This window comes from Pseudomonas sp. MEJ108 (assembly GCF_030208985.1).
In the GTDB taxonomy this organism is placed as follows: domain Bacteria; phylum Pseudomonadota; class Gammaproteobacteria; order Pseudomonadales; family Pseudomonadaceae; genus Aquipseudomonas; species Aquipseudomonas fragariae.
This window is the reverse complement of record NZ_JARVSW010000055.1, coordinates 23913-45347: the sequence shown is the minus strand read 5'-3', so window position 1 is coordinate 45347 and position 21435 is coordinate 23913. Positions and strand designations below refer to the sequence as shown.

19 protein-coding genes are annotated in these 21435 nt (G+C 58.8%); 15 read left to right on the top strand and 4 right to left on the bottom strand.

Annotated elements, in window-relative coordinates; translation table 11 throughout:
- The first annotated feature begins 194 nt into the window (after positions 1-194).
- The 9 genes from QRN50_RS21855 (at position 195) to pdeM (ending at position 11631) form a co-directional block, all read left to right on the top strand.
- Entirely contained in the window at positions 195-1241 is a 1047-nt protein-coding gene (locus QRN50_RS21855; protein ID WP_003402302.1) for a ligase-associated DNA damage response exonuclease, read from the top strand.
- Positions 1238-2947 carry an ATP-dependent DNA ligase gene (locus tag QRN50_RS21850; protein ID WP_096127491.1) on the top strand — a complete coding sequence of 570 codons (1710 nt, stop codon included), beginning with the start codon at positions 1238-1240 and terminating at the stop codon, positions 2945-2947. Before QRN50_RS21855 ends, QRN50_RS21850 begins: the two co-directional genes overlap by 4 nt.
- A 343-nt stretch (positions 2948-3290) precedes the next feature.
- Complete coding sequence (locus QRN50_RS21845) at positions 3291-4073, top strand: transporter substrate-binding domain-containing protein (protein WP_003402298.1); 783 nt, start codon at positions 3291-3293, stop codon at positions 4071-4073.
- Positions 4074-4150: 77 nt separating this feature from the next.
- A complete protein-coding gene (locus tag QRN50_RS21840) occupies positions 4151-4879 on the top strand; it encodes an ABC transporter permease (RefSeq protein WP_003363567.1) in 729 nt (242 codons plus the stop codon).
- Positions 4876-5586: an ABC transporter permease gene (locus tag QRN50_RS21835; RefSeq protein ID WP_011268712.1), complete on the top strand. Its 711-nt coding sequence runs from the start codon at positions 4876-4878 to the stop codon at positions 5584-5586. The genes QRN50_RS21840 and QRN50_RS21835 overlap by 4 nt, the downstream gene beginning before the upstream one ends.
- 12 nt (positions 5587-5598) lie before the next feature.
- Positions 5599-6717, top strand: a complete 1119-nt coding sequence (locus QRN50_RS21830; protein WP_096127493.1) for a succinylglutamate desuccinylase/aspartoacylase family protein — start codon at positions 5599-5601, stop codon at positions 6715-6717.
- A 9-nt stretch (positions 6718-6726) separates the two neighbouring features.
- On the top strand, positions 6727-7491 hold the full coding sequence (locus QRN50_RS21825) for an ABC transporter ATP-binding protein (protein WP_003412889.1): 765 nt from the start codon (positions 6727-6729) through the stop codon (positions 7489-7491).
- Positions 7492-8485: 994 nt separating this feature from the next.
- A complete protein-coding gene (locus QRN50_RS21820) occupies positions 8486-10978 on the top strand; it encodes a ligase-associated DNA damage response DEXH box helicase (RefSeq protein ID WP_096127407.1) in 2493 nt (830 codons plus the stop codon).
- On the top strand, positions 10975-11631 hold the full coding sequence (pdeM, locus tag QRN50_RS21815; protein ID WP_011268716.1) for a ligase-associated DNA damage response endonuclease PdeM: 657 nt from the start codon (positions 10975-10977) through the stop codon (positions 11629-11631). The genes QRN50_RS21820 and pdeM overlap by 4 nt, the downstream gene beginning before the upstream one ends.
- Positions 11632-11696: 65 nt before the next feature.
- Here pdeM and QRN50_RS21810 read toward each other — a convergent pair whose 3' ends face one another.
- Positions 11697-11918, bottom strand: a complete 222-nt coding sequence (locus QRN50_RS21810; protein ID WP_003405455.1) for a hypothetical protein — start codon at positions 11916-11918, stop codon at positions 11697-11699.
- Between the two features lie 113 nt (positions 11919-12031).
- Positions 12032-12598 carry a dCTP deaminase gene (dcd, locus tag QRN50_RS21805; RefSeq protein WP_002554836.1) on the bottom strand — a complete coding sequence of 189 codons (567 nt, stop codon included), beginning with the start codon at positions 12596-12598 and terminating at the stop codon, positions 12032-12034.
- 319 nt (positions 12599-12917) lie between these two features.
- Between dcd and QRN50_RS21800 the strand changes: the two genes are divergently transcribed.
- Entirely contained in the window at positions 12918-13127 is a 210-nt protein-coding gene (locus QRN50_RS21800; RefSeq protein WP_002554837.1) for a cold-shock protein, read from the top strand.
- 143 nt (positions 13128-13270) lie between these two features.
- Here the strand turns inward: QRN50_RS21800 and apbC are convergent, their stop codons facing one another.
- Positions 13271-14365, bottom strand: coding sequence for an iron-sulfur cluster carrier protein ApbC (apbC, locus tag QRN50_RS21795; protein WP_011268717.1), 1095 nt, complete (start codon positions 14363-14365; stop codon positions 13271-13273).
- Positions 14366-14550: 185 nt separating this feature from the next.
- On the opposite strand from apbC, the gene metG reads away from it, so the two are divergent.
- The 4 genes from metG (at position 14551) to QRN50_RS21775 (ending at position 18527) form a co-directional block, all read left to right on the top strand.
- On the top strand, positions 14551-16599 hold the full coding sequence (metG, locus tag QRN50_RS21790) for a methionine--tRNA ligase (protein ID WP_024642602.1): 2049 nt from the start codon (positions 14551-14553) through the stop codon (positions 16597-16599).
- Between the two features lie 128 nt (positions 16600-16727).
- Entirely contained in the window at positions 16728-17603 is an 876-nt protein-coding gene (gene rsxB / locus QRN50_RS21785; protein ID WP_024642601.1) for an electron transport complex subunit RsxB, read from the top strand.
- Positions 17600-18238 (top strand): endonuclease III, encoded by a 639-nt coding sequence (gene nth, locus QRN50_RS21780; RefSeq protein ID WP_003405450.1) that lies wholly within the window; start codon positions 17600-17602, stop codon positions 18236-18238. The genes rsxB and nth overlap by 4 nt, the downstream gene beginning before the upstream one ends.
- A gap of 106 nt (positions 18239-18344) precedes the next feature.
- Positions 18345-18527: a PA3496 family putative envelope integrity protein gene (locus QRN50_RS21775; RefSeq protein ID WP_011268720.1), complete on the top strand. Its 183-nt coding sequence runs from the start codon at positions 18345-18347 to the stop codon at positions 18525-18527.
- Positions 18528-18683: 156 nt separating this feature from the next.
- Here QRN50_RS21775 and QRN50_RS21770 read toward each other — a convergent pair whose 3' ends face one another.
- A complete protein-coding gene (locus QRN50_RS21770) occupies positions 18684-19310 on the bottom strand; it encodes a response regulator transcription factor (RefSeq protein ID WP_002554843.1) in 627 nt (208 codons plus the stop codon).
- A 1271-nt stretch (positions 19311-20581) separates the two neighbouring features.
- On the opposite strand from QRN50_RS21770, the gene QRN50_RS21765 reads away from it, so the two are divergent.
- Positions 20582-21109 carry a hypothetical protein gene (locus QRN50_RS21765; protein WP_011268721.1) on the top strand — a complete coding sequence of 176 codons (528 nt, stop codon included), beginning with the start codon at positions 20582-20584 and terminating at the stop codon, positions 21107-21109.
- The last annotated feature ends 326 nt before the right edge of the window (positions 21110-21435 follow it).

Genomic DNA, 21435 nt, shown 5'->3' with positions numbered 1-21435 from the left:
GCGCCAGGACTCAGCCGTCACTTACGTCGCACTCTGCGTCGTCTGTGCCATCGCGACAAAAAAGCGCTTTTATGCACGATAGTGTTCTTCTGGACATTTATCGCGCCTCACACTCCGCAGCGCTCACGCAAACTCCCCGAACTTCCAGATCCTTCCCGGCTCATAGCTAACAAGCCCATCCATACGGTTGCCCCATGGATCTTGTCGTTGCGCGCCCCGAAGGTTTGTACTGCCCACCCGGTGATTTCTATATCGATCCATGGCGTCCTGTCGAACGCGCCGTCATCACCCATGCGCATGGCGATCATGCCCGCACGGGCAACGAGCATTACCTGTCAGCCGCCAGTGGCGAGGGTATTCTGCGTTCGCGCCTTGGGCAGGACATTAATCTGCAGACTCTGGAGTACGGCGAAACCATCACCCATCACGGGGTGAAACTGAGCCTGCATCCGGCCGGGCATGTATTGGGGTCGGCGCAAGTGCGACTGGAGTACCAAGGCGAGGTCTGGGTTGCTTCCGGCGATTACAAAGTCGAGCCGGACGGCACCTGTGCGGCCTTCGAACCGGTGCGCTGCCATACCTTTATCACCGAATCGACCTTCGGCCTGCCGATCTATCGCTGGGCGCCGCAGGCGCAGATCTTCGAAGGCATCAACCAGTGGTGGCGTGCCAATGCAGCCCAGGGCAAGGCCAGTGTGTTGTTCGCTTACTCGTTCGGCAAGGCCCAGCGCATTCTGCACGGCATCGACGCGCAGATCGGACCGATTCTGGTCCACGGTGCCGTCGAGCCGCTGAACCGCGTGTATCGCGAGGGCGGCATCTACATCCCGGAAACCCAATACGCCGGCGATTTCAAAAAGACCGATCCCGCGCTGCGCCAGGCGTTGATCCTCGCCCCGCCTTCAGCGGGCGGCAGCAGCTGGATGAAGCGCTTTGGCGAATACAGCGATGCGTTTGCCAGCGGCTGGATGATGCTGCGCGGCACACGACGCCGGCGCGGTGTGGACCGCGGTTTTGTGCTGTCCGATCACGCCGACTGGCCGGGCCTGCTGTGGGCTGTGGAACAGACCGGCGCCGAACGCGTCATGGTGACCCACGGCTCGGTCGGCATACTGGTGCGTTACCTGCGTGAACTGGGTCTCGACGCACAGGGCTTCAGCACCGAATACGGCGATGAAGAAGACAGCAACCCGGCAGCCGGCGAACCCGAGGCGGCAGGCACGGGTGAGGCTCAGTCATGAAAGCCTTTGCTGAACTCTACGCACAGCTGGACGCGACCACTTCAAGCAACGCCAAACTCGCCGCAATGCGCGACTACTTCGAAAAGGCGGCAGCAGAGGACGCCGCTTGGGCGGTGTACTTTCTGTCAGGCGGCCGCCCACGGCAACTGGTGCCGACCCGGGTGCTGCGCGAACAGGCCATGACCCTGGCAAGTCTGCCGGAATGGCTGTTCGAAGAGAGCTATCAGGCGGTCGGCGACCTGGCGGAAACCCTGTCGCTGTTACTGCCCCAGGCCGACCACAGTAATGACGAAGGTCTGGCCACGTGGATGGAAGACAAGCTGTTGCCGTTGCGCGGCCTACCGCCTGAAGAACTCGCCGAGCGGCTGCCGATGTTCTGGTCGCAGTTGGACCGCAGCAGCCTGATGGTCTGCATCAAGCTGATCACCGGCAGCTTCCGCGTCGGCGTATCCAAGCTGCTGGTCACCCGTGCGCTGGCGGCGCTGGCAGACATCGACAGCAAACGCGTCGCACAACGGCTGGTGGGCTACACCGATCTATCGCACCGGCCCAGCGCCGAACGCTATTTGAAGCTGATCGCGCCGGAATCCGAAGATGAGCACGCCCAACGCGGTGGTCAGCCCTACCCGTTTTTTCTCGCCCACTCCCTGCAACAGCCCGCCGATCAGTTCGAGGCGTTGCTCGGTCCGGCACAGAACTGGCAGGTGGAATGGAAGTGGGACGGCATTCGCGCGCAACTGGTCAAACGCGACGGGCGCTTGTGGATCTGGTCACGCGGCGAAGAACTGGTGACCGACCGTTTTCCGGAGCTGCACAGCCTGGTGCAGTGCCTGCCGGACGGTACGGTGATCGACGGCGAAATCGTGGTCTGGAAAGCTCCCGATGCGAACCCCGATGCCGATGCGGATGCGGAGTTTGCCTTGAACAACGATGCTCCTGCGGCTGCGCCTTCGGTCCAACCGTTCGCCCTGCTGCAACAGCGCATAGGCCGAAAGACGCTGGGGAAAAAGATTCTTGCCGACGTTCCGGTCGTGGTGCTCGCCTATGACCTGCTGGAGTGGCAAGGCGATGACTGGCGCAGCCGCCCGCAACATGAACGCCGCTCGCAACTGGAAGCCTTGATCGAAACCTGCCAGAGCGAGGTGCTGATGCCCTCCCCGGTGCTCAGCGGCAAGGATTGGCTCGACCTGGCCACCCAGCGCGAAGCCTCCCGCAGCCTGGGCGTCGAGGGCATGATGCTCAAGGCTCGCGACTCGCTGTATGGCGTCGGTCGCACCAAGGACATGGGAGTGTGGTGGAAATGGAAAATCGACCCGTTCAGTGTCGATGCCGTGCTGATTTACGCGCAACGCGGTCACGGACGACGCGCCAGCCTGTACAGCGACTACACCTTTGCGGTGTGGGATGGCCCGCCCGAAACCAGTGAACGCACGCTGGTGCCGTTCGCCAAGGCCTACTCGGGGCTGACCGATGAAGAAATGCGCAAGGTCGACGCCATCGTTCGCAAGACGACGGTGGAGAAATTCGGGCCGGTCAGCAGCGTAACGCCGACGCTGGTGTTCGAGCTGGGCTTTGAAGGCATCGCCCTGTCGAAGCGCCACAAGAGCGGCATCGCAGTGCGTTTCCCGCGCATGCTGCGCTGGCGCCAGGACAAGCCCGTCGCCGAAGCCGACAGTCTGGCGACGCTGCAGGACCTGCTGAACTAGAGCACCAAAAAGGCGCACGCCAAATAGCGTGCACCTTTTTGAAACATCGAAGAACGAATCATCCCGCCTCCCTGCAGGAAACTTCCTGATTCGTTACCAATCTTCCGCTCTGTATCACCTGACACCGCACCTTGCGTAGGACCGGGCGATGAACACCAACCCTGTAAGCGCGCATGGGCGGCCAACTGCCAGCCGTTTATATGAAATAGCGACAACCCCTTACATTTCAAACGCACGTTCGTTCCTCTGGTTCGGAAATTGCTAACCAATGCCTATCTGGCACTTGCCGGTAGCACGCTTCGCGTATTCCCAACGCCCCATTTAAGGTTTTAAGGACTGAACAATGAAAAAAGCATGGCTGACTCTTTCTGCACTGGCTCTGTGCATCGCCGCCGGTAACACCATGGCCAAGGAATACAAGGAACTGCGCTTCGGCGTCGATCCATCTTATGCACCGTTCGAATCCAAAGCAGCCGACGGCAGCCTGGTCGGCTTCGATATCGATCTGGGCAACGCAATCTGCAAAGAGCTGAAAGTCAAATGCAAATGGGTCGAAAGCGACTTCGACGGCATGATCCCCGGCCTCAAGGCACGCAAATTCGACGGCGTTATCTCCTCGATGACCGTGACCCCTGCTCGCGAAAAAGTCATCGACTTCTCCAACGAGCTGTTCTCCGGCCCGACCTCGCTGGTGTTCAAGAAAGGTGCAGGCTTTACTGCCGACCCGGCCAGCCTGAAAGGCAAGACCGTGGGCTATGAGCAAGGCACCATCCAGGAAGCCTACGCCAAGGCGGTACTGGACAAGGCCGGTATCTCCACCAAGGCCTATGCCAACCAGGATCAGGTTTACTCCGACCTGACCTCGGGCCGTCTCGACGCCTCGATCCAGGACATGCTGCAGGCCGAACTGGGCTTCCTGAAATCGCCAGCCGGTGCTGACTACGAAGTCAGCAAGCCTATCGACAGCGAACTGCTGCCAGCCAAAACCGCTATTGGCATTGCTCAGGGCAACAAGGAACTCAAGGCGTTGCTGGACAAAGGCATCGAGGCGATGCACAAAGACGGCACCTACGCTGAAATCCAGAAAAAACACTTTGGCGACCTGAACCTCTACAGCGGTAAATAACACCCCGACGCCCATCGATTTCGGCGATCATTCGTCGCCCGATCGGTGGGCGTTTTTGTTGGTAACAAGGCCTATCCATGCTCGATGCACTCATGCAAAACCTGGGACTCTCGGCATTCAGCCTGAAGGGCTTTGGCCCGCTGTTGCTGGAAGGCACCTGGATGACCGTCAAACTGGCTGTGCTGTCGCTTGCGCTGAGCATTTTGCTCGGACTGATCGGGGCCAGCGCCAAACTGTCGAGCTCTGCGCTGCTGCGCGTGCCGGCGCAAATTTACACGACACTGATCCGCGGTGTTCCGGACCTGGTGTTGATGCTGCTGATTTTCTACAGCCTGCAAACCTGGCTCACCATGCTGACCGACGCGATGGAATGGGAATACATCGAGATCAACCCGTTCGGCGCAGGCGTCATCACGCTGGGCTTCATCTATGGTGCGTACTTCACCGAGACCTTTCGCGGCGCGATTCTGTCCGTGCCTCGCGGTCAGGTGGAGGCAGCGACCGCCTATGGATTGAAACGCGGCCAGCGCTTTCGTTACGTCGTGTTCCCGCAGATGATGCGTTACGCGCTGCCGGGGATCGGCAACAACTGGCAGGTGCTGCTCAAGGCGACTGCGCTGGTATCGATCATCGGCCTGGCTGACCTGGTCAAGGCGTCACAGGATGCGGGCAAGAGCACCTATCAGCTGTTCTACTTTCTGGTGCTGGCAGCATTGATCTACCTGCTGATCACCAGCGCCTCGAACTTCGCCCTGCGTTGGGCTGAGCGGTATTACGCCGCAGGCAGCCGGGAGGCACAGCGATGATCGAATTGCTGCAGGAATACTGGAAACCCTTCCTTTATACAGATGGCGTCAACGTCACCGGCCTGGCGATGACCATGTGGCTGCTCAGCGCCTCCATCGCTATCGGCTTCTGCGTGTCGATCCCGCTGTCGATTGCGCGGGTGTCGAGAAACCGCTGGGTGCGCTGGCCGGTGCAGTTCTACACCTACCTGTTTCGCGGCACGCCCCTCTATATACAGCTGCTGATCTGCTACACCGGCATTTACAGCCTTGCCGCGGTGCGTGAACAGCCGATGCTCGATGCGTTCTTTCGCGATGCGATGAACTGCACGATCCTGGCCTTCACGCTGAACACCTGCGCCTACACCACGGAGATCTTTGCCGGGGCGATCCGCAGCATGGCCCACGGCGAAGTCGAAGCGGCCAAGGCCTACGGCCTGACCGGCTGGAAGCTTTATGCTTACGTGATCATGCCGTCAGTGCTGCGCCGCTCTCTGCCTTATTACAGCAACGAAGTGATCCTGATGCTGCACTCGACCACCGTGGCCTTTACCGCCACGGTGCCGGACATCCTGAAAGTGGCGCGGGATGCCAACTCCGCCACCTTCATGACCTTCCAGTCCTTCGGTATCGCCGCCGTCATGTACCTGACCGTGACGTTCATTCTGGTCGGGCTGTTCCGCCTTGCCGAACGCCGCTGGCTGGCCTTTCTCGGCCCGGCCCATTAATCAGGACTGAACATGCGCCATCACACCCATGACTTGCTGTCGCCAGTGCCCGGCACTGGCCGGCAAATCCACAGCTTCCATTACGGGCCGCAAAACGGCGCCGGCAAAGTCTATATCCAGGCATCGCTGCATGCCGACGAGCTACCGGGCATGCTGGTGGCCTGGTACCTGAAGCAGCGTCTGGCCGAACTGGAAAACGCCGGTCGTCTGTTGGGCGAAATCGTTGTGGTGCCCGTCGCCAATCCGATCGGTCTGGAACAGGTGCTGATGGACACCCCGCTGGGCCGCTACGAGCTGGAAAGCGGGCAGAACTTCAATCGCGGGTTCAGCGACCTCGGCACTCAGGTCGGTGATGACATCGAAACCCGACTGACTAACGACGCAGAGCACAACCGCGCGCTGGTAAGGGACAGCCTGCTGGCGGCGCTGAATGCCGTACCGGCGACCACACAGCTGCATTCGTTGCGCCTCACCCTGCAGCGCCTGGCCTGCGATGCCGACATGGTGCTGGACCTGCACTGTGATTTCGAGTCGGTCGAGCACCTGTACACCACGCCCGAGGCCTGGCCGAAAGTCGAACCGTTATCACGCTACCTGGGCGCGCAAGCCAGCCTGCTGGCGACCGACTCAGGCGGGCAGTCGTTCGATGAGTGCTTCACCCTGGTCTGGTGGCAATTGCAGCAACGCTTTGGCGAGCGCTTTCCGATTCCCATGGGCAGCTTTTCAGTGACCCTGGAGCTGCGCGGGCAAGGCGATGTCAACCATGCGCTGGCCAGCCGCGACTGTCAGGCGATCATTCATTACCTGATCGATGCCGGCATCATTGACGGCGATCTGCAGCCGCTGCCCGAACTGCTCTACCCCGCTACGCCACTGGCAGCGGTCGAACCGGTGGCTACGCCGGTCGGCGGCCTGCTGGTGTTCTGCGCGATGCCCGGCGAACACGTCGAAGCCGGCCAGCTGATTGCCGAGGTCATCGACCCGATCAGCGACACCGTGACCTGCATCCATGCCCTCAACGCAGGCCTGCTGTATGCGCGTTCCCTGCGCCGCATGGCGACTGCCGGCATGGTCATTGCGCATATCGCCGGTACCCACGCCTATCGCAGCGGCTATCTACTTTCTCCTTGAGGACCTGTCATGTACAAACTGACCATCGATGGCCTGCACAAAAGCTATGGCGACAACCACGTGCTCAAAGGCGTATCGCTCAAGGCCAGCAGCGGTGACGTCATCTGTCTGATCGGCGCCAGTGGCTCCGGCAAGAGTACCTTTTTGCGCTGCATCAATTTTCTCGAACAACCCAGTGACGGGGCGATGAGCCTGGATGGCAAGCAAGTGCGCATGGTCAGCGACAAGGACGGTATGCGCGTTGCCGACCCGGATGAGCTGCAGCGTATCCGCACGCGGCTGGCGATGGTGTTTCAGCACTTCAACCTGTGGGCGCACATGACCGTGCTGGAAAACATCACCATGGCGCCGCGCCGGGTGCTGGGCGTGCCCAAGGCCGAAGCCGAGGCTCGCGCGCGCAAATACCTGGAAAAGGTCGGTCTGCCGGAGCGTGTCGCCGATCAGTACCCCGCGTTTCTCTCCGGCGGTCAACAGCAGCGCGTGGCCATCGCCCGTGCGCTGGCGATGGAGCCGGAAATCATGCTCTTCGACGAGCCTACATCCGCGCTGGACCCGGAGCTGGTCGGTGAAGTGCTGAAGGTCATTCAAGGCCTGGCTGAAGAAGGCCGGACGATGATTCTGGTGACTCACGAAATGGGCTTTGCCCGCAAGGTGGCGAGCCAGGTGGTATTCCTGCACCAGGGCCAGATCGAAGAATCCGGTCATCCGGACGAAGTCCTCAACAACCCGAAAAGCGAGCGTTTGCAGCAGTTCTTGAGCGGCAATCTGAAGTAGCACTGATTGCTGCGTACACACGTCTGGATCCCCCCTCAAATCTCGTTCACACGCTCCCGTGGGAATGCACTTCATGACGTTCCGCGTCATCAAGAGGACGCAAAGCGTCCGGAACGGCATACCGACGCGGAGCATCGGCACGATGGTGTTATCCCCGACGACTATCGTTCCTCACGCTCCAGCGTGGGAACGCACTTCGTGACGCTCCGCGTCATCAAGAGGACGCGGAGCGTCCAGAACGGCATGCCGACGCGGAGCATCGGCACGATAGTCAGTTGGATTCAATCTCGTTCCTCACGCTCCAGCATGGGAATGCATTTCATGACGCTCCGCGTCATCAAGAGGACGCAGAGCGTCCAGAACGGCATGCCAACGCATCGGCACGATGGTGTTATCCCTGACGACTATCGTTCCTCACGCTCCAGCGTGGGAACGCATTTCATGACGCTCTGCGTCATCAAGAGGACGCAGAGCGTCCAGAACGGCATGCCGACGCAGAGCATCGGCACGATGGTGTTATCCCTGACGACTATCGTTCCTCACGCTCCAGCGTGGGAATGCACTTCGTGACGCTCCGCGTCATCAAGAGGACGCGGAGCGTCCGGAACGGCATGCCGACGCGGAGCATCGGCACGATAGTCATGGTGTTACCCCTGACGACTATCGTTCCTCAAGCTCCAGCGTGGGAACGCATTTCATGACGCTCCGCGTCATCAAGAGGACGCAGAGCGTCCGGAACGGCATGCCGACGCGGAGCATCGGCACGATAGTCATGGTGTTACCCCTGACGACTATCGTTCCTCAAGCTCCAGCGTGGGAACGCATTTCATGACGCTCCGCGTCATCAAGAGGACGCAGAGCGTCCGGAACGGCATGCCGCCGCGGAGCATCGGCACGATAGGCAATCCAGGAACGATCAGCCACATAACCATTTAAACTATTACCCTTTCTCTGCTGTCTCTGACTTAACGCCACTCAGAGCACACTCAGACGGATGAGCAGACCCACCGATTTCGCTCGACGATGGTTTCTCGCCCGGGGCTGGAAGCCCTTTGCGTTTCAGAAAGAGGTCTGGGCAGCGGTGAAGAATGGCGAGTCCGGTTTGCTGCATGCCAGCACCGGCTCGGGCAAGACCTACGCCGTGTGGTTCGCCGCGCTCAACCGCTTCGCCAAAGCCAATACGCTCACCGCTGACAACAAACCCCGCAAACGCAAACCGCCTGCTGAACCGCTGAGTGTCCTGTGGATAACGCCCATGCGCGCCCTGGCCGCCGATACCGCCCGGGCCCTTGAGGCGCCACTGGCCGAACTGGATATCCCTTGGTCGGTCGGCTTGCGCACCGGCGATACCAGCGGCAGTGAACGCGCCCGGCAGAGCCGGCGGCTGCCCTCGGCCTTGATCACCACCCCTGAAAGCCTGACGCTGCTGCTGACCCGTGCCGACGCTCAGGTCGCCTTGTCGACGCTGAAGATGGTGGTGGTGGACGAATGGCACGAGCTGATCGGCAACAAGCGCGGCGTGCAGTTGCAACTGGCCCTTGCCCGCCTGAGGCGCTGGAATCCAAAGCTGATCGTGTGGGGCATTTCCGCGACGCTGGGTAATCAGCAACACGCGCAGCAGGTACTGATCGGCGACGGCGGCGTGACCGTGCAAGGCAAGATCGTCAAGGACTTGCAGGTCGATACGCTGTTGCCGTCTTCCATCGAACGCTTCCCGTGGGCCGGGCACATGGGCTTGCGCATGTTGCCGCAGGTCGTCGCCGAGGTGGAAAGCAGCGCGAGCTGTCTGGTGTTCACCAACACCCGGGCGCAGTCGGAAATATGGTATCAGGCGCTACTGGAAGCCCGCCCCGACTGGGCCGGGCTGATTGCCCTGCACCATGGATCGCTGGCCCGAGAGGTCCGCGACTGGGTCGAACGCGCGTTGAAAGAAGGCGCACTCAAGGCCGTGGTATGCACCTCCAGCCTGGACCTGGGCGTGGACTTTCTGCCGGTCGAGCGCGTGTTGCAAATCGGCTCGCCCAAAGGTGTCGCGCGCCTGATGCAGCGCGCCGGTCGTTCGGGCCACGCGCCGGGTCGCCCTTCGCGCGTGACGCTGGTGCCGACCCACAGCCTGGAACTGGTCGAAGCCGCTGCTGCACATGACGCCGTCGAAGCTCGGATGATCGAGCCCCGTGAGTCACCACATCAGCCGCTGGACGTGCTGGTCCAGCACCTGGTCAGCATCGCCCTGGGCGGTGGTTTTCTGCCCGATGAACTGCTGGGCGAAGTACGCAGCGCCTGGGCTTACCGCAACCTCAGCGACGAGCAATGGCAATGGGCGCTGGCGTTTGTCCGCAACGGCGGCCACTCACTGACCGCCTACCCCGATTACCGCCGCGCCGAACCCGACGAGGACGGCGTCTGGCGGGTCCCTGATGCGCGTCTTGCCAGACGCCACCGCATGAGCGTGGGGACCATCGTCAGTGAGGCCACCGTCAACCTGAAATACTGGAAAAAAGGCGGCGGTGGTGGCTCGCTGGGCAGCGTCGAGGAAGGCTTTATCGCCAGACTCAAACCCGGTGACGGCTTTCTGTTCGGCGGACGCTTACTGGAATTGGTTCGAGTAGAAAACATGACGGCCTACGTCAAGCGCGCGACCGGCAAGAAAGCCGCCGTGCCACGCTGGAATGGCGGTCGGATGCCGCTGTCCAGCGAACTGGCAGATGCAGTGGTGGAGAAGTTCGATGCCGCTGCGCGGGGCCAATTCAACAGCCCGGAAATGCGCGCCATCAAACCCCTGCTGGAAGTGCAGCAGCACTGGTCAGGGCTGCCGAGACGCGACACGTTGCTGGCCGAGACACTCAAATCCCGCGAAGGCTGGCATCTATTCCTCTACCCGTTCGCCGGCCGTCATGTGCACCTGGGGCTGGGCAGCCTGCTGGCCTGGCGCCTGAGCCGGCATCGGCCGCTGACTTTTTCCATCGCCGTCAACGACTACGGGCTCGAGCTGCTCAGCGCCAGCGAGATCGACTGGACGCAGACGTTGCAGGCCGAGCTGTTCAGCGAAACGGATCTTTTACCCGATATCATCGCCAGCCTGAACGCTGGCGAGCTGGCCCTGCGGCGCTTTCGGGAAATCGCGCGTATCTCCGGGTTGGTGTTTTCCGGCTACCCTGGCGCGGCCAAGAGCAATCGTCAGCTTCAGGCATCCAGCGGACTGTTTTTCGAGGTGTTCAAGCAATACGACGCTGACAACATGCTGCTGACTCAGGCCGAACAGGAAGTCCTGCGTCAGGAACTGGACCTGCAGCGCCTGGAGCTGACGTTGCGCCAGATCAACAGCCGCACGCTGGACCTGCACGCTATAAAACGCGCGACCCCGCTGGCCTTTCCACTGCTGGTCGAACGCTTTCGCGAAAGCCTCAGTTCGGAGAAACTTGCCGACCGCATCGCGCGCATGGTTCGCGATCTGGAGAAAGCCGCTGGCCCGGAGCCTGAACGATGACGCCGTATCTTGCTGTCACGCTGGCAGGAGAAGAACTGTGGTTGCTGGCCGACAAGGCCATCTACTACCCTGCCGAACGATCCTTGCTGATTGCCGACGCGCACTTTGGCAAGGCGGCCGCCTATCGCAAGCTCGGCCAACCGGTGCCGCACGGCACTACACAGGCGAATCTGCGCCGCCTGGACAGCCTTCTGAATGCCTATCCCTGCGATCATCTGATCTTTCTGGGCGATTTCCTGCACGCGCCGGAGTCTCACGCAGTCGGCACCTTGGCAGCGCTGGAACAATGGCGGGCAGAGCGCTCGACACTGCGCATCACACTCATCCGCGGCAACCACGACAAGCGGGCCGGCGACCCGCCTGCCTACCTGGGCATCGATGTGGTTCCCGAGCCCTTGGCGCTTGGGCCCTTTGCCCTGCAGCACGAGCCCGATGCGCACCCTGACCTGCATGTACTGGCCGGGCATGTTCATCCGGTGTATCGGCTAAACGGTCGCGGTCGGCAAAGCTTGCGGCTGGCGTGCTTCTACCTGGGCCAGCGCGTCAGCCTGCTGCCGGCCTTCGGTGAATTTACCGGCGGTTTTCAGATTCGCCCGGCACCGGACAGCACGATCTATGTGACCGGCGGTGATGCAGTGTGGCGAGTGGCATAGCGGCAACGGTCGCCACATACAAAACTGCCTGCCGCTCGCGAGCGCAGCAGGCAGTTTTGTGATGATCAGGCCACAGGTGCGGGTGGCGGCTCGTCAGGAACAGTAGGACCGCCTGGCTCGGTAGGCTCCGGGAACGGCGTGTCGGGGCCTGGATCACCCGGGATCCCGCCGCCGACCATGTTCAGCTCCGGGCTGAGATCGGAATGAGCCATCAATGACCAGGCGAGTAACCCGATCTCGTTAAGCGGAGATTGAACCTGTTCAGAGATTTTGAAAGTAGTCTTCATAGGGCACTCCAGATCAAAGGCCGTCGCACGTAATGAATTATGCGAAAGCATGTGAGCAGATAGAGTGCGAAATAGAGTATTAATTCAATTCCACTAGTCACCTGGACCGCAAATCAGGTACGCGGCAGGGTGACGCCACGCTGGCCCTGGTACTTGCCACCCCGATCCTTGTAGGAGACTTCACACTCCTCATCGGACTCCAGGAACAGCATCTGCGCCACACCCTCGTTGGCGTAGATCTTGGCCGGCAGTGTCGTGGTGTTGGAAAACTCCAGCGTCACATGGCCTTCCCACTCAGGCTCGAGCGGCGTGACATTGACGATGATGCCGCAGCGCGCGTAGGTGCTCTTGCCCAGGCAGATGGTCAGAACGTTACGCGGAATGCGGAAATATTCGACGGTGCGCGCCAGTGCGAACGAGTTGGGAGGGATGATGCATACGTCGCTCTTGATATCGACGAAGCTTTTTTCATCGAAGTTTTTCGGATCGACCGTGGCCGAATTGATGTTGGTGAACACCTTGAATTCGTCGGCGCAACGCACGTCGTAGCCGTAACTGGACACCCCGAAAGAGATCACCCGATCAGCACCTTCGCCACGTACCTGGCGCTCTACGAAGGGCTCGATCATCCCGTGTTCCTGCGCCATGCGGCGAATCCACTTGTCCGATTTGATGCTCATGGCGGTGTCCTGAATAGCGAGGTGAAAAAGATATCCGGCATCTTACCGGGCTGAGGCCGACGGTTCAAAGGCAACAGATCGCGAGTTTGCGTGACCGGCCGGGCTGTTTCGCCGCGAATGGAAATAATCATCAACAGACCATTGGCACGTTCGGAAAAAAGGGTTAAGGTGGCGTCACTGTGTTGCTTGTGTCACTGAGAATCTCTACACGATGTTGAATTTCGATCCAACCATCTCCATGAATTTTCCAGCTCTTTGCACTCAGTCTCGGCCAGGGCTCTTCCTACGCCGCAGTTAACTTTGTCCAAGGAGATTTACTATGTCCAATCGCCAAACTGGTACCGTTAAGTGGTTCAACGATGAAAAAGGCTTCGGCTTCATCACTCCACAATCCGGTGACGACCTGTTCGTGCACTTCAAAGCTATCCAATCCGACGGCTTCAAAAGCCTGAAAGAAGGCCAACAGGTTTCTTTCATCGCTACCCGCGGTCAGAAAGGCATGCAAGCTGAAGAAGTTCAAGTTATCTAACTTGTACTGATTCGCTTAAAAACCCCGCCCTTAAAAGCGGGGTTTTTTATTGTCCGTCTTTTGACCTCTCGCGGCTTGAGCACCTCCTGCACAGCTGACCGGAACGAGAGAAGCACCTCCCCCGCCCGATCACCGCCATGCAATCAGTCGTCGCTTACCGAAATGGTCGGCATGGCCGGACTTGCAGCTTCCTGCAACACGATCCGTGCACCGACGTGGCGTGCCAGTTCCTGATACACCATCGCAATCTGACTCTCCGGCTCGGCAATCGCCGTAGGCTTGCCGCCATCTGCCTGCTCGCGAATCAGCATCGACAGCGGCAGTGACGCCAGCAGTTCGACATCGTACTGCGTCGCCAGCTTCGCGCCGCCACCCTCACCGAACAGATGCTCGGCATGGCCGCAGTTGGAGCAAATGTGCACCGCCATGTTTTCCACTACGCCCAGCACCGGAATGTTGACCTTGCGGAACATCTCGACACCTTTTTTCGCATCCAGCAAAGCCAGATCCTGTGGTGTGGTGACAATTACGGCACCGGCGACCGGGACTTTCTGCGCGAGCGTCAACTGGATATCACCGGTGCCGGGCGGCATGTCGATGACCAGATAATCCAGATCATTCCAGGCAGTCTGCGTGACCAGTTGCAGCAACGCCCCTGAAACCATCGGCCCGCGCCAGACCATCGGCGTATTGTCGTCGGTCAGAAAAGCCATCGACATCACCTCGATGCCATGCGCCTCGACCGGCACGAACCACTTCTGATCCTTGATCTTCGGTCGCGTACCTTCGGGAATACCGAACATCACCCCTTGGCTCGGTCCGTAGATATCGGCATCGAGGATTCCGACGCGAGCGCCCTCGCGAGACAGCGCCAAGGCCAGATTGGCGGCGGTAGTGGACTTGCCGACACCGCCCTTGCCGGACGCGACGGCGACAATGTTTTTCACATTGGCAAGCCCCGGAATCTGGCTCTGCGCCTTGTGCGCGCTGATCACGCTGCTGATGGCGACCGTGGCCGAACTGACACCGTCCAGATTCTCGATGGCAGTTTTCAACACGTGCGCCCAACCGTTCCTGAACAGGTCGGCGGCATAGCCCAATTCGAGTTGCACGCTGACCTGCGCCCCCTGAATATCGATGGACCGCACGCAACCGGCAGTGACCGGATCCTGATTCAGATAGGGGTCGGTGTACTGGCGAAGAATCGTCTCCACCGCTGCGCGATTGACTGCGCTCATGGGCTTACTCCGTAAAAAGACTGACTGGAACAGCCGACTATCGTACCTGTTCTGCCAGCAGCCCACATGATTTCACTGAACTGCGCCCAACCTTTCAGGAGCATTCCCACAACCGCACGGGTGAAAAAAATCGTTCAGACCTTTATAGTGGCCGGTCTCCGTTTCACTTCAAGTAGCCGAGCCCCATGTCCGAGCCACGCAAGATTCTCGTTACCAGCGCCCTGCCCTATGCCAATGGTTCCATTCACCTTGGCCACATGCTCGAGTACATCCAGACCGACATGTGGGTGCGTTTTCAGAAGCACCGCGGCAATCAATGCATTTATGTCTGCGCGGACGACGCCCATGGCTCGGCAATCATGCTGCGCGCCGAAAAGGAAGGCATTACGCCAGAGCAACTGATCGCCAACGTCAAGGCCGAGCACAGCGCCGACTTTGCCGACTTCCTGGTGGAATTCGATAATTTCCACTCGACGCACTCGGACGAGAACCGCGAGCTGTCGAGCATGATCTACAAGCGTCTGCGCGATGCCGGTCATATCGCGACGCGCTCGGTCACCCAGTACTTCGACCCGGAAAAGAAAATGTTCCTGGCCGACCGTTTCATCAAGGGCACCTGCCCGAAATGCGCGACCGAGGACCAGTACGGCGACAACTGTGAAAAGTGCGGCGCCACCTATGCCCCGACGGACCTCAAAGACCCCAAGTCGGCGATTTCCGGGGCCACGCCGGTGCTCAAGGACTCGAAGCACTTCTTCTTCGACCTTCCTGCATTCGACGCCATGCTCAAGAGCTGGACACGCAGTGGCACCCTGCAGGACGCCGTTGCCAACAAGATCGCCGAATGGCTGGACAGCGGCCTGCAGCAGTGGGACATCTCCCGCGATGCGCCCTATTTCGGCTTTGAAATTCCCGACGAGCCCGGCAAATACTTTTACGTGTGGCTCGATGCGCCGATCGGCTACATGGCCAGCTTCAAGAACCTGTGCGCGCGTCGTCCGGACCTGGACTTCGATGCTTACTGGGGAAAGGGCGCGACCACCGAGCTCTATCACTTCATCGGCAAGGACATCGTCAACTTCCATGCGCTGTTCTGGCCAGCCATGCTGGAAGGTGCTGAGTTGCGCACACCGACCGGCATCAACGTCCACGGCTACCTGACCGTCAATGGTCAGAAGATGTCGAAGTCGCGTGGCACCTTTATCAAGGCGCGCACCTACCTCGACCACCTGCCGCCCGAGTACCTGCGCTATTACTACGCGTCGAAGCTGGGCCGTGGCGTCGACGACCTGGACCTGAACCTCGAAGACTTCGTGCAAAAGGTCAACTCCGACCTGATCGGCAAGGTCGTCAACATCGCCAGCCGTTGCGCCGGGTTCATTCACAAGGGCAACGCCGGTGTGATGGTCGAAGCCAATGCGGCGCCCGAACTGACCGACGCGTTTCTGACGGCTGCACCCAGCATCGCCGACGCCTACGAAGCCCGCGACTTCGCCCGCGCCATGCGCGAGACCATGGCCCTGGCGGACCGTGCCAATGCCTACATCGCGGAGAAAGCGCCATGGGCGCTGGCCAAACAGGAAGGCAAGCAGGATGAGGTCCAGGCCGTATGCGCGCTGGGCATCAACCTGTTCCGCCAGCTGGTGATTTTCCTCAAGCCGGTCCTGCCGAATCTGGCCGCCGATGCAGAAAAATTCCTCAACGTCGAACCACTGACCTGGGAAGACCACAAGACCCTGCTGGCCAATCATCAGCTCAACCCGTTCTCGGCACTGATGACCCGTATTGATCCGGTCAAGGTCGAGGCCATGGCCACTGCCTCCAAGGAAGACCTGACCGCTACCGACTCGTCGGCGGACACCGCGCCTGCCGGTAATGGCGAACTTGCCAAGGACCCGCTGTCGGCGGAAATCGACTTTGACGCCTTTGCCGCCATCGACCTGCGCGTCGCGCTGATTCTCAAGGCCGAACATGTAGAGGGTGCCGACAAACTGCTGCGCCTGACCCTGGACATCGGCGACGAGCAGCGCAATGTCTTTTCCGGCATCAAGAGCGCCTACCCGAACCCGTCCGAACTCGAAGGCCGTCTGACCATGATGATCGCCAACCTCAAGCCGCGAAAAATGCGTTTCGGTATTTCGCAGGGCATGGTGATGGCTGCAGGCCCCGGCGGTGAGGAGATCTATCTGCTCAGCCCGGACAGCGGCGCCAAGCCAGGCCAGCGCATCAAGTAAACGACGCGAGGCCCGGTATCCTGCCATCAGGCGGATACCGGGCCTTTGCGCATTCGCAAGCTCCCTGATCTGTCCGATAATGCTGCTCTCTCGATAGACAGAACACCTGTTGGTCACCTGGCAAGACCATGACTGAATTGATTCGCCTGCTTCCCGACGTGGACCTCATCCGCAGTATCGACGCCCTCCTGCCGCAGACTCAGTGCGGCAAGTGCGGCCATCCCGGCTGCAAGCCTTACGCCGAAGGTATCGCTGGCGGTGAAGCCATCAACAAATGCCCACCGGGCGGCGACGAAACGATAGTCCAGCTGGCCGAACTGCTGTCTGTTCCGGTCCTGACACTGGACCTGCAACGCGGCACTGCACCTGCGCAGGTTGCCTTCATTCGCGAAGCAGAGTGCATCGGTTGTACCAAATGCATTCAGGCCTGCCCCGTGGACGCCATTCTCGGCGCAGCCAGGCTGATGCACACCGTGATTATCGATGAATGCACAGGCTGTGATCTGTGCATTGCTCCATGCCCGGTGGATTGCATTGAAATGCACCCGCTGCCACTGGCAACGGTCACGCCCGTCGTGGGTGGTCTGGCCCCTACTCCCGAGCTGCAGGAGGCGCGGCAGCGCAAGCGTAGCCATGCGCGGATGCGTTTCGAAGCCCGAAATGCACGCTTGCACCGCGAGCAGCAAACGCGGCTGGCAGAGCGCCTTGCGCGGTCGCAGCGCGTTGAATCCGCTCGTGACGTGCTGCCTCGATCCGCCGCCGCCCTCGCCCGGAACGACAAGCCTGCCGGTCCGGATGAAGCAGTGAAAAAAGCCCGGATTGCCCTGGCCATGAGCCGCGCGCAGCTCAACAAGTCACTCAAGGCATTTGGGCACCCTCCCATTGCGGAGCAGGCCGCCAGGCTTGTGGAATTGCAGCGCGAATACGAAGCTGCCGAGCAGGCACTTGCAGCGCTTCTACCGCTCCCCGCACAGGCTCATTCCGAGGAAAAGCTCCGCCCATGAATGCCGCAAAACGCCAGGAAATCTTTCGCAGGCTGCATGAGGACAATCCGGACCCAAAAACCGAATTGGCCTACACCACGCCTTTCGAACTGTTGATAGCCGTCATCCTTTCCGCCCAGGCCACCGACGTAAGCGTCAATAAGGCGACTGCCAGGCTCTACCCGATAGCCAACACCCCACAGGCCATCTATGAACTGGGTGTAGAGGGGCTTTCCGAGTACATCAAGACCATCGGCCTCTACAACAGCAAAGCCAAAAACGTGATCGAAACCTGCCGCATGCTGGTGGAACTGCACAACGGTGAAGTACCGCAAACCCGAGAAGCACTCGAGGCGTTGCCGGGCGTCGGGCGCAAAACCGCTAACGTTGTGCTCAACACCGCTTTCCGCCAGATCGCGATGGCGGTGGACACGCATATCTTCCGCGTCAGCAACCGCACAGGCATCGCGCCAGGGAAAAATGTGGTGGAAGTGGAAAGGCAACTGATGAAATTTGTGCCGAAAAACTACCTGCTCGACGCTCATCACTGGCTGATTCTGCACGGGCGCTACGTTTGCCAGGCCCGTAAACCGCGATGTGGCAGTTGCCGTATAGAAGACCTGTGCGATTACAAGGCAAAAACGTCCGACGATTGAGCCAGACAGCTCATTGCTGTCCTGGCGATTGAAAAAATCTTTTTTACCGACCTGTGGATTGTCGATATAAGAAGCGCCAGAGAGCCCAAGCCCTGGAGTCGACTTCATGAGCAATGACAACGAACAACTGGATGTAGACGACGACCTTGTCTCCATCGACACGGACGACACAGAACCCGCGACTGTCGAGCCAGCGAAGACCAACCTGAGCAAACGACGCACCATCGACAACCTGCTTGAAGAGCGGCGTTTGCAGAAGCAGTTGGCTGATTACGACTTCGATTTCTAGGCAGGCCTGAAATCCCGCATTGACTCCCTGCTCGATCAAGACATTTGAAGCCTCTCGCAGAAGAGGCTTCAATACGTGATCAATACAGGAAATGAATACTGAATGGCTGACCTGCATGGCCAGGCATCAGCCACAACCCTTTTCGACAATCCCTACTCAGACAAGCCCGTTACGCTGGGCGAGCTCGATCAGATCGACCAGCGAATGCGCGTTGAGCTTGAGCAACAAACGCGTTTTATAGGTGCTGACGGTCTTGTTGCTCAGAAACATGCCGTCTGCAATTTCCTTGTTGGTCTTGCCTCGAGCCAACTGCTGCAGAACCATCATCTCCCTGCCGGAAAGTCGGTCGACCATGTCCGACTCACTCGCGTTGCCCATACTGGAGCGAACGGTGTGCAATGCCTGGTTGGGAAAGTAGCTGTACCCTGACAGTACCGCCTTGATGGCACTGAGAAGTTCGGTCAGATCCTGCTGTTTGCAGACATAGCCGGCGGCCCCGGCCTGCATGCAGCGCATGGAGAAATGGCCTGGCGCCTGGGAGGTCAGGATCAGCACCTTGAATGGCAGCGTCATGGCTGACAGACGGGCAATCACCTCCAGCCCGTCGAGCTTGGGGATACCGATATCAAGAATGACGATATCCGGGAGGTGCTCACGCGCCAGTTGCAGCGCATCCACACCGTTGTCAGTCTCCGCGATGACCTCATAGCCATGACGCTCCATCAGCATGCGTACAGCAAGGCGAATGACGGGATGATCATCCACGATCAGCACTTTATTCATGGGCAGTCCATTTTTCGCTATTCGAATTTTCAGAGCCAGCACAATAACTTAGTCGTTTACTGCTTTGCATGGCGCTCACCCTTGTGGACTGACAGCCAAAGACCGTTCCTACAATTACAGCAGAAACTTCCTACAATACTTGGCAGGAACGTACATTTTTTATTAATTCTCACAAAGCCTTCCTTTTGGGAACCTGGTGAATGTGTTGCTGATAGCCGCGGCACAAGCATCGCAACATCAGTAGATAAATGCGTGCAACAGGCGCCCACCGAACGCTTACATTCAAAGGTGACCCTGCCACACCGGTTAAAAGTATTGCCGGAACATTCCTGCATCAGTGTCACAAACCGACCAATACATGGCTTATCGCCAGCAATGTAAAACCAATTCCCTTTAGCTGAATCATTAAGAAAACAGGTCGTTCCCTGTGCCCGATAGAGCACAGCTGCTGTCACAGCCCCTTGTAACCGGTCTGCGGAGTGGAAAGCGACACCTGCACATAACGCCCCTGTAGCAGGGCGACTGAAAAGCTTCTGCATGCGGATGCCCTAGCCTGCAGACATATGATCGAAGACTACTGGATGCATCCCACACGCTAAATACGTAAACAAGGTTTAAAAATTACACATTATTTACAGATTTTCGTACAAATATTTATTTAAGGAAAGACCTCACAGAACAGCAAGAAAAATCCTACAAACAAAACGCACGGCAGCAACGTGCCACACCGCTACGAACCGCTCATTGACATGTCTATGCTCAACAAGCCCACAGTCTCACTGTCGCAAAATCTTACATACACACTAGCATTAGCCTACATCATTCAAGACCATCAGTAGGTCTTTCGACAAGTAGCAAATACCATTTTTCATTTCAAAGCCAGACGCATTCTTTCGAATAGGAAACGGACTACACGATTAGCGGACGCAACATTACAACCCGTAAGACATTATAAAAACCGCCCAATCAATTCTTGTAACCCGCTATTTTTCCCTTGCAAATTTTATTACCAGTCGTTACTTTTTTAACAGCAACTTCATTATTTACTGCCCTTGAACACGCGCAGCTATATGAAACACCGTCGCTGCGCACTGTACTTGTGTACTTCATCAGCGATGCATTTAAGCAGGCTTCATGTAGTGCACGTCCGAATGAGTTCGGGCACTGGGTATATAGCCGATCCGGCATCGCTGCTCTCTGCAAACTCCCGGGGCGCCTGGCAACTTTTTGAATGGCCCCTGTGTATAACCATGTTCAAAAAGGGATGTACCATGAACACTAAATACACTCGTACGCGGTCATCAACGCCCACCGCGTCTGATCTCGCCACCGCAGTAGAAGCCTTTATTGCCAGCGGTGGTGTTGTTGCAGTCATTCCCGAAGGAGAGACCGCTGAATTGGCCGCCCCGTCATCACCTCGTACAAAACCTGCGCAGGAACAGGGGCTTGAACTCGCGGGTAAGGTGCAGCAACTGAGGTACCTGGCGGCCAAGGGCGCCGGTTTTACCGCGCTACAGTATTCACTGCGAATGAGTAAAAGGGATGTGCGCCGGCTGGCCACAGAAAATAGCGTGACCATCAACCTCAGCCAGCCCCTGCTTACCCCACGCAGGAAGGCCCTCGATGACGTTACGGATATCGATGACGTCGTTGCAGGTCATGCCATGCATTACTCGGCATTGGGCTACACCGCGTCCGAGATAGCCCGAATACTCGACCTGAGCCTTCGCCAGGTACTCGGTATTGGCAAGGCGTATCGATTTGAGTTCAGCCAACGACGGGAGAGCGACAAGCTCTGAATAACGACGCAAAAAAAGAAGCAGACTGCGATACGTATCAGGGAGCCGATGGAAAACCCTGTTATTCCCTGCCCTGAACTTCCACAGCTGTTGTAGGAAAAGACTAAAACAAATACGCACTTTTCGACGCTAATCGTAAGAAGGACTTCAAAGATTCAATACTTGATGCGCCTGGCGATCGCTGCACGCTGAGAATGCAGGGTAAAACAGGCATAACCCTACAGGCATAAGGCTACCTTGCATCGCACATATACCCTGCCTATCAACCATTATGACGACACTGACTTAGCGTCTTTTTACATGACGCCCGGAAGGAATAACCCTGT